General features: G+C 39.6%; 12 protein-coding genes. 7 read left to right on the forward strand and 5 right to left on the reverse strand.

Annotated elements, in window-relative coordinates:
- Positions 1–225: 225 nt before the first annotated feature.
- Together ACWATR_RS11195 and ACWATR_RS11200 are read left to right on the forward strand one after the other, a co-directional pair.
- On the forward strand, positions 226–666 hold the full coding sequence (locus tag ACWATR_RS11195; protein WP_460332247.1) for a SufE family protein: 441 nt from the start codon (positions 226–228) through the stop codon (positions 664–666).
- A 94-nt stretch (positions 667–760) separates the two neighbouring features.
- Entirely contained in the window at positions 761–1666 is a 906-nt protein-coding gene (locus ACWATR_RS11200; protein ID WP_460332249.1) for an alpha/beta fold hydrolase, read from the forward strand.
- Positions 1667–1727: 61 nt separating this feature from the next.
- Here ACWATR_RS11200 and ACWATR_RS11205 read toward each other — a convergent pair whose 3' ends face one another.
- Positions 1728–2672, reverse strand: coding sequence for an all3515 family Zur-repressed PEP-CTERM protein (locus tag ACWATR_RS11205; protein ID WP_460332251.1), 945 nt, complete (start codon positions 2670–2672; stop codon positions 1728–1730).
- 297 nt (positions 2673–2969) lie between these two features.
- On the opposite strand from ACWATR_RS11205, the gene ACWATR_RS11210 reads away from it, so the two are divergent.
- The 3 genes from ACWATR_RS11210 (at position 2970) to ACWATR_RS11220 (ending at position 5593) form a co-directional block, all read left to right on the forward strand.
- Positions 2970–3941: a CobW family GTP-binding protein gene (locus ACWATR_RS11210; protein WP_460332253.1), complete on the forward strand. Its 972-nt coding sequence runs from the start codon at positions 2970–2972 to the stop codon at positions 3939–3941.
- Positions 3942–4028: 87 nt separating this feature from the next.
- The gene (locus ACWATR_RS11215; RefSeq protein ID WP_460332255.1) at positions 4029–5090 is read left to right on the forward strand and encodes a WD40 repeat domain-containing protein; all 1062 of its coding nucleotides are present in this window, start codon (positions 4029–4031) and stop codon (positions 5088–5090) included.
- 230 nt (positions 5091–5320) lie between these two features.
- Positions 5321–5593 (forward strand): hypothetical protein, encoded by a 273-nt coding sequence (locus ACWATR_RS11220; protein WP_460332257.1) that lies wholly within the window; start codon positions 5321–5323, stop codon positions 5591–5593.
- Positions 5594–5694: 101 nt separating this feature from the next.
- Here the strand turns inward: ACWATR_RS11220 and ACWATR_RS11225 are convergent, their stop codons facing one another.
- Positions 5695–5919: a hypothetical protein gene (locus tag ACWATR_RS11225; RefSeq protein ID WP_460332259.1), complete on the reverse strand. Its 225-nt coding sequence runs from the start codon at positions 5917–5919 to the stop codon at positions 5695–5697.
- A gap of 3 nt (positions 5920–5922) precedes the next feature.
- Between ACWATR_RS11225 and ACWATR_RS11230 the strand changes: the two genes are divergently transcribed.
- Positions 5923–7527 (forward strand): NAD(P)H-quinone oxidoreductase subunit N, encoded by a 1605-nt coding sequence (locus ACWATR_RS11230; RefSeq protein ID WP_460332261.1) that lies wholly within the window; start codon positions 5923–5925, stop codon positions 7525–7527.
- An 86-nt stretch (positions 7528–7613) separates the two neighbouring features.
- Here the strand turns inward: ACWATR_RS11230 and ACWATR_RS11235 are convergent, their stop codons facing one another.
- From ACWATR_RS11235 to ACWATR_RS11245, 3 genes are all read right to left on the reverse strand, one after another.
- Positions 7614–9005, reverse strand: coding sequence for a PAS domain-containing sensor histidine kinase (locus ACWATR_RS11235; RefSeq protein WP_460332263.1), 1392 nt, complete (start codon positions 9003–9005; stop codon positions 7614–7616).
- Positions 9006–9088: 83 nt separating this feature from the next.
- Positions 9089–9631, reverse strand: a complete 543-nt coding sequence (locus ACWATR_RS11240; RefSeq protein WP_181931947.1) for a methanogen output domain 1-containing protein — start codon at positions 9629–9631, stop codon at positions 9089–9091.
- A 192-nt stretch (positions 9632–9823) separates the two neighbouring features.
- The gene (locus ACWATR_RS11245; RefSeq protein WP_460332265.1) at positions 9824–11146 is read right to left on the reverse strand and encodes a sensor histidine kinase; all 1323 of its coding nucleotides are present in this window, start codon (positions 11144–11146) and stop codon (positions 9824–9826) included.
- A gap of 675 nt (positions 11147–11821) precedes the next feature.
- Here ACWATR_RS11245 and ACWATR_RS11250 point away from each other — a divergent pair.
- A complete protein-coding gene (locus ACWATR_RS11250) occupies positions 11822–12787 on the forward strand; it encodes a terpene synthase family protein (RefSeq protein ID WP_460332267.1) in 966 nt (321 codons plus the stop codon).
- Positions 12788–12924: the final 137 nt, after the last annotated feature.

Raw genomic sequence — 12924 nt, forward strand, 5'->3', positions numbered from 1 at the left:
TAAGTTTTTGTAATTAGACGCATCAAAAAACTTGACCGAAGATTAATGCGATGCCTAGGTTGGGCTGCGCCTACGCAAGGATTATCTGGATTTGATAAATTATATTCAGAATGGCAAGCTTCATAATGCCAAGTGAATAAGAGGCGCGTAGGCGCAGCCCACCGTAGGCATCGCTCTAAAGATAATTTACACTCAAGGTAAGACCGATCATTTGCAGCTTCTGTTATGTCCTCAACTCTAGATTCTTTGCCACCTGCGCTCGCTAAAATTGTCCAGCGCTTTCAACGCGCTTCCGAACCGAAGCGACGCTACGAACAGCTAATCTGGTACGCTCAGAAGCTCAATGAGTTCCCAGAAGCTGATAAATTACCCGAAAATAAAGTTCCTGGTTGCGTGTCTCAAGTTTTTATCACCGCAGCTTTGGATGACGGTAAAGTTGTGTTTCAGGGCGAGTCTGATTCCCAGTTAACCAAAGGTTTAGTAGGGCTGCTAGTTGAAGGATTACATGGACTAACGCCAACTGAGATTGTCCAACTTACCCCAGATTTTATTCAAGAAACAGGTTTAAATGTTAGCCTGACGCCTTCCCGTGCTAATGGATTTTACAATATTTTTAAAACCATGCAAAAAAAAGCATTGGAATGTAAGTTAGATTTGCCTAACTAAACTTGGTCATTTGTCATTTGTCATTGGTCATTTGCAAAGGACAACTGACAAAAAACAACTGACAAATAAGGTACAACTACCAAAATTTAGTCTAATGTCAACAAATTTATTATCTACCTCTGCTGCTACTGGTTTTGGTGGAGTGGTTCAAGAATATCTCTGGAACTGCGAAAATCAGCAATTGCGCGTTGTTTATGAAACCCTCGGTAAAGGTTCACCGCTATTGCTGCTGCCATCTTTCAGCAGTGTTTCGACGCGTTTGGAAGTCGGCGAACTTGCCAGGTTACTAGCTCCCAATTTTCAAGTTTTAGCCTTAGACTGGCCTGGATTTGGTGAATCTTCTCGCCCTAGTTTGAATTACAGACCAGAAATATATCAGCAATTTTTGGAAGATTTTGTCAAAGCTGTTTTTACTACTCCCATTATTGTGGTGGCGGCTGGTCATGCTGCTAGTTACGTTTTACAATTAGCTGTCAAACAACCTGCTGCTTTCTCAAAGATTGTGTTATTAGCTCCTACTTGGCGTGGCCCTTTGCCGACAATGGGGGCAAGTCAGCAAATAGCTGGCATTGTGAGAGAATTGGTGCGATCGCCTATACTTGGTCAAGCTCTCTACAAACTCAATACTGCCCCATCTTTATTAAGTTTTATGTACCGCCGTCATGTCTTTACTGACGCGGCTAAAATTACACCCAGTTTCATCGAGAAGAAGTGGCACACGACTCAACAACCAGGAGCGCGATTTGCATCTGCTGCCTTTGTAACTGGGAATCTCGATGCTGTACACGAACAATCTGATTTTCTGGGACTTGTAAAGTCTTTAACCGTACCGCTCATGGTAGTAATTGGGGAATCTAGTCCTCCCAAATCACGAGAGGAAATGAACGCTTTGGTTGCTTTACCAGGAGTGAGAAGTGTTGTTATCCCTGGTTCTCTGGGATTGCATGAAGAATACCCAGCAGTTGTTTTAGAAGCAGTTCAAGATTTTTTGTTCTCGTGAGAAAATTAAATCCTCGCACCAAGATGCAAAGATCATTTTGCACCTTGGTGCGAAATTAAAATTAGTTCAAACTATTGCGATTAAGTTTTTGCAAGCGAGAAAGAGAAAGCGCTAGTAGACCGACTATACCAAGACCAAGGACATTTGACGACTCAGGCACGGTCTTGACTTCAAAATCAAAACTGAAAGTGCCAGACTCCTTAAAGGGAATGGGGTTATTGCCATTGCCTAAATCTACGAGTTTGAATGATGCAGAATAACTTCCCAGTGGTGCAGCAGCATCAGTCCAAAAGGTAGGGGTGAACGAAAAATCATCACCACTGCCGATTGTGTAGATATCACCGACTGACTTGAGAATATCAACGCCTGCTGAATCGCCAATATTCAATCCACTGCTAATTGAGGCTAATTGTAAACCAATATTTGCACCTTTAAGAGATGACTGCCAACGGCCACTAGAGCTATTGAACAAATACTGGTTGTCTAATTCTTTTGAAGTTTTTAGAGACGCGATAGGTTCTATTGTGAGATTGCTATATTCCTTATCTGTTGCAGTACTAATCAAGCGACCAGTATAAAACCCTGTACCAGGTAATAATGTTAGCGGCGGTTGTTCTGAGTAAGATTCAGGAATTCGGTTATTTGGATTGGTTGGGTTAATGGTTGGGTTATCTAATGACCCTGAGTAGCTATAAGTACCAATCCCGTGGAAATGGCTTGATTCCGGCGTGTCTTCATTCCTGTGTGCAAACAGAAGGGTCAAACGATTGTAGTTGGGATTCTCCAATCCTGCGTATGTCCCTGTAGACAGAGCCTCCAAACCATCTAACCCTATGTAAAAGCCGGTTTCTTCTGAATGATTATGAGTATCATCTGCTTGTGCTGGCACTAAAGCGGTAGATAAAACCAACGGCGCAACGACCAAAAAGCTGGCTGCAATAGACGCAGATGCTTGCCCTGCTTGAGTTAATTGCTTTCTCAAGCAGGTAGTGTTTTTTGAAACCACCACGCTACTCCATCAAAATATAATCTTTCTGAGATAATGATTATCATTTTAATGGTAAGATTGTCAAGGTACTAACCTGCGACTTACCGCACGGCGTCGGCTTGTATGCAATATTGCCAGCCAAATTTTGAATATCTATTACTTATTGCAGATGCATAAAAATAAAATGTTTTGTGATTAAATTATGTGATTATTTTGCTGAAACCCGAAATAACAGCAAGTTCGCACAAAAATATAAAAAGATTTATCATAGGCGATAATGATTATCCATAAGGTGAGACAAGAGGAATTTAGAGTATGGTGGCTGACGTAATCAACAATTCAGTTCCCGTTACTGTTCTGACTGGCTATTTGGGAGCAGGTAAAACGACTCTACTCAATCACATCCTCACCTACGAACACGGCAAAAAAGTTGCTGTGATTGTCAATGAATTTGGGGAAGTGGGTATTGATAATCAATTGATTATCGATGCAGATGAAGAAATTTTTGAAATGAATAATGGCTGTATCTGTTGTACAGTGCGCGGCGATTTAATTCGCATCATTGGCAATTTGATGAAGCGGCGCGATAAATTTGACCATTTAGTAATTGAAACAACTGGATTAGCCGATCCTGCACCAGTGATTCAGACATTTTTTGTTGATGAAGATTTGCAAAGCCAACTGTCTCTAGATGCGGTGGTGACAGTCGTAGATGCCAAGCATATTTGGCAGCACTGGGATGCGGACGAAGCACAAGAACAGATTGCTTTTGCCGATGTAATTTTACTTAATAAAACAGATTTGGTAGCGCCAGAAGAGTTGGATGAATTAGAAAAACGGATTCGGGCGATGAATGCGATCGCAAAAATCTACCGTACCCAAAATTCTGAACTCGGAATGGATGCTTTATTAGGTGTAAAAGCCTTTGATTTAGATCGTGCATTAGAAATTGATCCAGATTTCTTAGGCGAAGATGCCCACGTACACGATGAAAGCGTCTTTTCGGTGGCTTTAGTAGAAGCGGGTGCAGTCGATGGAGAAAAATTAAACACTTGGCTTTCTGAGTTACTTCGTATCCAAGGCCCCGATATTTTTCGGATGAAAGGCATTTTAAATATTGCTGGAGAAGATAATCGATTTGTATTCCAAGGAGTACACATGATATTCGATGGCAAACCCGATCGCCCCTGGAAACCAAGCGAAACCCCCAAAAACGAACTAGTATTCATCGGGCGCAACCTTAATGCAACCCAACTCAAGCAAGATTTTCTCGCTTGTCTAGCTTAAATAGAGAGTGGGGAGTAGGGAGTAGGGAATTTACCATTCCCCATTCCCCATTCCCCATTCCCCATTCCCCACTCCCCTTTACAAATTATGAACACCACAACCAGCAAATCAAAGGAATTTGAACAACACTATTCGGGGACACTTTCAGATTATGTAACTGCGATCGCTTGGTCGCCACAAGGTAAAACTTTAGCAGCAACTTCTGCCGCCGGGGAAGTTGTTCTGTGGAATAATGGCGAACTAACAAGCTTACAAACTGGTAACGGTAAATCTGTAGACTGTCTAGCTTTTTCACCAGATGGCAAATTTTTAGCCGTTGGTGGACAAGATGGACAGGTGAAAATTTGGCGCGACACTGAATTAATCGCCACCTTGGAAAATGCCCCCGCATGGGTTGACAAACTAGCTTGGAATTACACCAGTAACCAACTGGCTTTTAGTTTGGGGCGTTACGTCCAAGTCTGGGATGCAGATACTCGTGAAATTATCGTGACGCTGAATTTCGACAACTCTTCAGTACTGGGTATAGATTGGCGTATTGATGGACAATACTTAGCCATTAGTGGTTATAAGGGAGTCAAAATTTGGCACAGTCAAAACTGGGATGAAGAACCATACAACCTAGATATGACTACTGTCAGTGTAGCTATGGCTTGGTCGCCTGATGGTAAATACCTGGCTTCTGGCAACATGGATCGTAGTGTCACCGTTTTAGAATGGAACAACCCCGACCCTTGGGTAATGCGTGGCTTCCCTGGTAAAATTCGCCAATTGGCATGGTCAGAAGCTATGACCAAAGTCGGTGCGCCAATACTGGCATCTTCTAGCGTTGAAGGTATTGTGGTGTGGGAAAAACTAGAGGATGAGACTTTAGGTTGGGAAGCGCGAGTTTTAACTAATCATGTGGGTGTAATTAATGCGATCGCCTTTGCACCGAAAAGCTTCCTTCTCGCTTCTGCTGCTGCTGATGGCTGGTTGTGTTTGTGGAACAAAGCCAAGGAAGTATCCCAAATTATCACAGGTGTCTCAGCAGGATTTTCCACCCTAGCTTGGCATCCCCAAGGCAAGTTACTGGCCGCAGGCGGTGAACAGGGCGAATTACTTGTATGGTCAAAGGTTTTGCGGGGTCAAGGATTCGGGCGCAGTTAAAATAATTCGTAATTCGTAATTCGTAATTAAAGACTATTACATCAAAATATTTATACGCAGACCGAAAAAAAAGCGCCACTTATAGACGTTGGCGTTGGACTCTCCGTTTGGAAAAATGGTAATTAAACCCAACAATTACGAACTACGAATTACGAATTACGAATTATTAAAGTTGAAGCTGGTCAATTTATTAGCTATGCTGTATCAGCAAAGGTATCTTTATGTAAATTATGAACATAATCAAACTGATTTTACTCGCCTGTCCTGCACTTCTGGTATCCATGCTGCTGCTAGTCAATCCAGCACACGCATCCAGCCTGAAATCTGCATATTCTAGACAAATTGTTACGGTAGTATCTACACAACAAATTCCCGATCTGGCAACACCACATTTGATTCAAACATCTCATCCGAGAATTGATCGAGTTGGTTGCAATTGTGCCAACTGTGTTCAGTCTAAATTTCAGTCACTACAAGGCAAGCTGCCATCAGTCGGTTTTTAATAAACTTAGGAGTTATAAATATTATCGGGGCACAGCATTGCTGTGCCCTTATTAATTGTATAAGCTTTTTGTACGTAACTATTGCACTCGTTGCAGCATAATTATTGATGATATTCGCTAAAAGTCATGCCTGAAAAACGAAGTAGGAAAGTTGTTAAGTGAATCCCTGGATACTGAGAAAGCTGCTGGTAAAGTAGTAAGGTTGGTGCAATTGCCATCTGCATCCAACCTGTTAAGCTCTTGTTAAAAGAGCTAGTCCGGGGATTAGAAAACTTGCTAGAGTGAACAGAGTTAGCCTTAATGTCTAATCGCCAAAACCTATACATCTCATGGATTTTGCTAATATTGCATCCCAGCTAAACGCTGGAACGATTTTACCAGAGGGGATTGTTATTCTCACCCTCTTGGGGGTTTTGATAGTTGATTTGATTTTGGGGCGTACATCCGCACGCTGGATTGGATATCTAGCGATCGCAGGTTTATTTGCTTCGATTGTCGCCCTCTATTTTCAATGGGACTCTCCTAATCCCATCGGTTTTACCGGTAGCTTTAACAGTGATGACCTAAGTATTGTCTTTCGCGGTATTATTGCCTTGTCTGCGATCGCCACTATACTGATGTCAATTCGCTACGTTGAGCAGAGTGGCACCGCTTTAGCAGAATTCATCGCTATTTTGCTGAGTGCTACTTTAGGAGGGATGTTTTTATCCGGGGCTAGTGAGTTGGTGATGATTTTCATCTCCCTAGAAACCCTGAGTATCTCCTCTTACTTGTTGACAGGTTATACCAAGCGTGACCCTCGCTCCAACGAAGCGGCGCTGAAATACTTGTTAATTGGAGCTTCCAGCACGGCAATATTTTTGTACGGTGTATCACTGCTGTATGGACTATCGGGAGGACAAACCGAACTAAGTGCGATCGCAAATGGTATTGCCACAGCGAAAGTGGGACAATCATTAGGGTTAGTGATTGCCCTAGTTTTTGCGATCGCAGGTATTGGCTTCAAAATCTCCGCTGCACCCTTCCACCAGTGGACACCAGACGTTTATGAAGGCGCTCCCACCCCAGTCATCGCCTTTTTATCTGTCGGTTCCAAAGCAGCTGGGTTTGCCCTAGCCATCCGCTTGCTGCTCACAGCCTTCCCTCTTGTTGCTGACGAGTGGAGGTTTGTCTTCACAGCTCTAGCCGTTCTCAGTATGATTTTGGGTAACGTAGTCGCCCTAGCTCAAACCAGCATGAAACGGATGCTAGCTTATTCATCCATTGCCCAAGCTGGGTTTGTGATGATTGGCTTGATTGCTGGCACACAGGCAGGGTATGCCAGTATGATATTTTACCTACTGGTTTACCTGTTCATGAACCTGTGCGGCTTTACCTGCATCATCCTGTTCTCACTACGAACGGGAACCGACCAGATTGCCGAATACTCTGGTTTATATCAAAAAGACCCACTCCTAACACTGGCGTTGAGTATTTCCCTGCTTTCCTTGGGTGGTATTCCACCATTGGCAGGGTTTTTCGGCAAGATTTACTTATTTTGGGCTGGTTGGCAAGCAGGACTTTATTGGTTAGTTTTGCTGGGCTTAGTTACCAGCGTCGTCTCCATCTACTACTACATTCGCGTAGTTAAGATGATGGTAGTCAAAGAACCCCATGAAATGTCCGACGCAGTGAAGAATTATCCACAAGTGCGTTGGGATTTGCCTGGACTAAGACCTTTGCAAGTCGGGTTGGTAGTAACATTAATTGCCACTACCGTAGCAGGGATTTTGTCAAATCCACTGTTTACATTGGCTAACAATTCTATCTCCAATACCCCATTTTTGCAAGCAACAATCAACAGTAATGTAAAAGCACAAAATGTACTGCTTTTGCCAAAGTTAGATTCGGTTAGTCAGTCTCAACCATCAGTTGATTCTACTACTAAGATTTAACCGAGTTTCAACCAAACTTTGTCCTCAAATACAAAGCCTGTTTGCTAATTAGCAGACAGGCTTTGTCATATCTTTTAAGTTAAATTTTATGATACTGAGTTAATAGGTATCTTAATTACAAATTCTGCACCTTTTCCTGGAACAGAAAAACAGTTAAGTTGCCCGTTATGTTTTTCAACTATAATCTGATAGCTTATATATAGTCCTAGTCCAGTACCTTTGCCCACAGATTTAGTGGTAAAAAACGGGTCAAATAGCTTTGAGTGAACTTGTTCATTTATCCCCAAACCATTATCAGCAATACTAACCACTATCCATTTTTCATCGACTAACTCAGTTTTAATTTGAATTTGGGGATTATTATTTATTAGTTTTTGATTGTCAGTTGTTTGTGGATTTACTTCAGAGCATCGACCATTATTCGCTGACGCCTCCAGTGCATCAATTGCATTAGCAAGAATATTCATAAACACTTGATTAAGTTGACCAGGATAGCAAGTTATATTTGGCAGTTGACTATATTTTTTGATGACTTTGATTTCTGGGTACTCATGCCTAGCTTGCAAGCGATGTTCCAAAATCATTAAAGTACTATCAATTCCTTCATGGATATTGACTTGCTTAAGTTCTGCTTCATCAAGTCTGGAAAAGTTACGCAGTGATTTAACAATTTCCTGAATGCGTTCTGCTCCCACTTTCATGGACTGGAAGAGTTTAGTTATGTCTTGAACCAGAAAATCTAAGTCTATTTCTTCTATTTGCTCTTGGATTTCTGGAGGAGTATTTGGACAAATTTGTTGATAAATTTGCACCAATTCCAGTAAATCCTGAGTGTATTTATGGGCGTGGTGAAGGTTCCCATAAATAAAACTCACTGGGTTATTAATTTCATGAGCAATACCAGCGACCATCTGACCTAAACTAGACATTTTCTCAGCTTGGATAAGCTGAGTTTGGGTAAGTTGTAGTTCATTTAGTGTTTCTTGTAAAGCAGTTGTACGTTCTTCAACCCGAATTTCTAGCTCTTGATTCGCTTCCCAGAGTGCTTCCTCTGCCTGTTTTCGTCTCTGAACTTCTTTTGCTAATTCATCGATTTTTTCATTCAGGAGAACGAAATTACTGCTGGTCAGAGTTCTATTTTCTAAGCGTAAGAGAATTAAAGCTGAAGATTCAGGAGACCAAGGTTGAATAACGGCTCCTTGGCTACGACATATTAACGTTTTTCCATCATTCTTTCGTAAAGTCAAGGAGCCAATAACCATTGCCCTACTACTTGAACAAGCTTGCAGATACCTGACAATATCGTTGGCAGGCTCAATTACAATTTCAAAAAGCATTCTTCCTTGCAATTCTTGACGGCGTAACCCCAACATATCTGCCACTGGTTGATTGGTAGCTAACAACTGACCCTCTCCACTCACCAGAAGTAAAGGTTCTGGTAAAACTCTGGCAAATTCAAGAAATTGTTCAGGAGTCATGGTGCTTCCAATCTCAGGGTTCGATTCTACTTTACATATCTGCACTAAGCTTATATCCTGGAATTATTTTGATGCTGAAGGGTTTACACAGATTCTAGTCCTCTGAAGTATTCTCGACCTTCTGCATCTTCTGCTTCTTCTGTAAGTTTTAAGTAAACAATAACTCTACATCCAGGATCACCCTGTGCTATGGTTTCCTGCAATTCTACTTTCGCATATCCTAGATTATTAGCTGCGATCGTTCCAAAGACGTTTGAAGTCATCATGCACATGGCAGGACGATTAAGTACTTTTTCACCAAATGGGCAGACGCGGTTGCCAAAGACAATTTTTTCATCATCCTGCTCAATCACATAAAAATCGCCCTGGATGCGTTTTTTTAAATCAATCAAGACATCAGCTACCTGTTTCCGAGAAAGGTTGGAGACTTCCAAGGCAGATTTGTAATCTTGGTTAATCTGCCTTCCCATCCTTTCACCAACTACGCTAATAAATCCAGAAGCTTCTTCTAAGCCAACTACATCCTGTAAAGTGCCAGATAATTCTCTAATTAATGTACGTAAAAATATATCGCGTTCTAAAGAGAGATTAAGCGTAGCTATTGAGTGATTAAGTGCATTGTTCATAAATTTTCAGGACACAATCTGGGAACTACATTTTTAGGGTTCCCCAAAATATATCGAAAGTAACTCCTTAATCTCTCTCCTCAGAGAATTTAATGCTTACTTTTGTTTCTAATCAATATTTATGTAAGCTCATCACAAATTCTGAATTTTGTGGTTCTGACAGTTTATGTTTATGAACGTAACTTACTATGATTATTGAATGGGAAGCTTAATTATAAACTCTGAACCTTCTCCTAGTACTGAATTTACCTCTAGAGTTCCTCCATGTTTTTCGACAACAATTTGACGGGCAATTGATAATCCTAATCCTGTGCCTTGACCCACAGGCTTGGTGGTGAATAAATAGTCAAAGATTTTTTGCTGGACATCAGTTGACATTCCCATGCCATTATCTTTAATCCGAATCAAGATATGATTTTTATCTTCAGTAAGAGTAGTCTGAATCAAAACTTTATTGGGATTTGCTTCAATGTCAATATAGGTGCGTCCGACATTAGACTCCTCTAAAGCATCAATAGCATTAGCCAGCAAGTTCATAAATACCTGATTTAGTTGTCCGATAAAGCATTCTAATGCTGGCAAATTATCGTAATCTTTAATTACTTGAATATCAGGACGATCCTCAGATGCTTTTAAGCGGTGTTTGAGAATCATGATGGTACTGTCGATGCCATCATGAATATTGCAATAAACTTTGCGATCGCTATCTGCTCGAGAAAAAGTTCTCAAACTGTTACTAATGTTGCGAATGCGCTGAACTCCCTCTTTCATTGAAGAAATTAAATTAGGTAGATCGGCAAGCATATACTTCAAATCTATAGCTGCAATTTCCTCTTTAATTTCTGGAACCGGATTAGGATAATGCTGCTGATAGAGGTCAATAATATTAATCATGTCTTGGAAATATACTGAAGCGTGTCCGAGATTTCCATGAATAAAACCAACTGGATTATTAATTTCATGAGCAACTCCTGCTACTAATTGACCAAGAGCAGACATTTTTTCTGTCTGTACAAGCTGAAGTTGAGATTCTTGTAGGTCTTTTAATGCCTTAGATAACGCTGCTGTTCTTTCTGCAACTCGCTTTTCTAAAGTTTTTGTGAGATTTCTTAATTGAAGATGGGTTTTAATTCTAGCTAATAATTCTTCTTCATGAAAAGGTTTTGTGATGTAATCAACTGCTCCAATACTTAGACCTTTAACCTTACTATCAGTATCAGAATTAGCTGTCATGAAAATTATAGGAATATCACAAGTAGCTGAACTTTCTTTTAGAATTTTACAGGTTTCAAAGCCATCTATTCCTGGCATCATTACATCTAATAAAATCAAGTCAGGTAGTCTATACTCAACCTGTTCAATTGCTCTTTTCCCATCATTTTCTGTAATAACTTTAAATCCTACATTCGTTAATATATCAAAGACAATTTCTAAATTGGTAGTAGTATCATCTACCACTAGAATTAAACTATCTTCTGGGGCATAAAGCATTTTTATATCTTGCTCGTAATTCATGTATTTAAATTAATTTAAGTTATTTATTCACTATTGCCCTGCGATCGCAGCTAAGTCACCTCCATTTTTTTTCACAGACTGACTGACAATTTTCTCGTCTGACAATCCTATAGTTCCCAAAAAGTCTGATAACAGCAACATTCTTACACCAAATTGCCTTATACAACTACGAAGGCGATCGCTACAGCATGGACATCAACCATGAATCTTCATTTTCACCGAAGCTGAAGATCCTCTTTCATGAAGGTGATCGGTCTGAAATTAGTGATTATTACCCTTGTCTTTTTATAAGAGTAGAACGAGTAGAACTGTATCAGAAAATATTGTTGATGGCTTAAGTTAACTTTTTCATTTCGTCAACAGCATTTCTCATGAATAGACACGACATGAATAGACACAAAGATAGCTATTTTTATTAAAAAATACAATTCCAGATAATTACGGTTATTTTTTAATAAAAAACATTGAACAATAGCTAAATAACTTTTGAAATATTCATATAGATTTACACGTTACTCATAGTGGCGTAAGTATGATTTACAAATTTTATAAAAGCCGTATTGCTGTGAATTTTTCAAAAAGCTTTTTCAAAGACTCTTAATAAATTTATTGAGCTATTATCTTGCTTCTAATGCGATTCATTTTTTCTCAGTACTTAAAACTAATACACTTTTTATGAACCAATTACTTTACCCTGGTCTATACTGTCCATTTCCATCCCAAATTAATAAGCATGTTGATGTTCTAGAAGAGTATGCTCTTGAATGGGTAACTCGCTTTAACCTCTTGGCTAATGAATCATCTTATAGGCGTTTTTGCAAATCAAAGTTTTTCTTCCTAGCAGCAAGTGCTTATCCTAACTGCCAGCTTGAAGAATTGAAAATTGCAAATGATTGGTTAAGCTGGGTGTTTATTTGGGATGACCAATGTGATTTATCAAATTTAGGAAGAGAACCTAATGTTCTCAAAAATTTTCATAAAAGATTTTTGGAAATATTGAATGGTGCAGAACTTAGTAGTAAGGATATACCACTTGCTTATGCCTTAAGTGATTTACGAAAACGGATACTTCAAAGAGGCAGTCAAGAGTGGTTTCATTACTTTGTTGATCGCTATGAAGGCTACTTCGATGGATGTGTCCAAGAAGCAATTAACCGAGCACAAGAAATTACACCTGATATTGAGAGTTATATGCTTATACGTAGGTTAAGTTTAGGGGGATATCTTTGCCTTGCATTGATGGAATTTTGTAATCATTTAACAATTCCTGATTTTCTCCGAAATCATGAGGTGATGAAAGAGTTAAAAGTAATGACAATTAATATTCTTGCCTGGTGTAATGATATTTTCTCTGTACATAGAGAAATGTCAAGTGGCGATGTTCATAATTTAGTATTACTAATTCATTATCAACAAAAGCTTTCTTTAGAAACATCAATTATTGCGGCTAGCAAAATACACGATCAAGAAGTATATCAATTAAAAGATTTTGAATTATCTATTCCATCTTTTGGAGAAGAATTAGATACTGAACTTGCCAATTATATATCGGGAATACATAGCTGGATATCTGCTAATCTGACTTGGTATTATCACTCTGGTCGCTACCAAACTATAGAAAGATTGGAGTTAACTCAATAAAATTTAACTCTATTTTGAGAAGGAATAAAGATACCTAAGAGGTACACTAGTGCCTTGAAAGTTAATCACAGATGAACCCCATCTTATTCTGTTAAAGGTTTATCCCTGCTAATACAATTTTAGATTTTAATTTGGAC

Source organism: Nostoc sp. UIC 10890 (assembly GCF_054786515.1).

What these genes read in the sequence shown, in the direction of transcription:
- ACWATR_RS11195 (WP_460332247.1), top strand. Translation starts at nt 226, where the DNA reads ATGTCCTCAACTCTAGATTCTTTGCCACCTGCGCTCGCTAAAATTGTC.
- ACWATR_RS11200 (WP_460332249.1), top strand. Translation starts at nt 761, where the DNA reads ATGTCAACAAATTTATTATCTACCTCTGCTGCTACTGGTTTTGGTGGA.
- ACWATR_RS11210 (WP_460332253.1), top strand. Translation starts at nt 2,970, where the DNA reads ATGGTGGCTGACGTAATCAACAATTCAGTTCCCGTTACTGTTCTGACT.
- ACWATR_RS11215 (WP_460332255.1), top strand. Translation starts at nt 4,029, where the DNA reads ATGAACACCACAACCAGCAAATCAAAGGAATTTGAACAACACTATTCG.
- ACWATR_RS11220 (WP_460332257.1), top strand. Translation starts at nt 5,321, where the DNA reads ATGAACATAATCAAACTGATTTTACTCGCCTGTCCTGCACTTCTGGTA.
- ACWATR_RS11225 (WP_460332259.1), bottom strand. Translation starts at nt 5,919, where the DNA reads ATGTATAGGTTTTGGCGATTAGACATTAAGGCTAACTCTGTTCACTCT.
- ACWATR_RS11230 (WP_460332261.1), top strand. Translation starts at nt 5,923, where the DNA reads ATGGATTTTGCTAATATTGCATCCCAGCTAAACGCTGGAACGATTTTA.
- ACWATR_RS11235 (WP_460332263.1), bottom strand. Translation starts at nt 9,005, where the DNA reads ATGACTCCTGAACAATTTCTTGAATTTGCCAGAGTTTTACCAGAACCT.
- ACWATR_RS11240 (WP_181931947.1), bottom strand. Translation starts at nt 9,631, where the DNA reads ATGAACAATGCACTTAATCACTCAATAGCTACGCTTAATCTCTCTTTA.
- ACWATR_RS11245 (WP_460332265.1), bottom strand. Translation starts at nt 11,146, where the DNA reads ATGAATTACGAGCAAGATATAAAAATGCTTTATGCCCCAGAAGATAGT.
- ACWATR_RS11250 (WP_460332267.1), top strand. Translation starts at nt 11,822, where the DNA reads ATGAACCAATTACTTTACCCTGGTCTATACTGTCCATTTCCATCCCAA.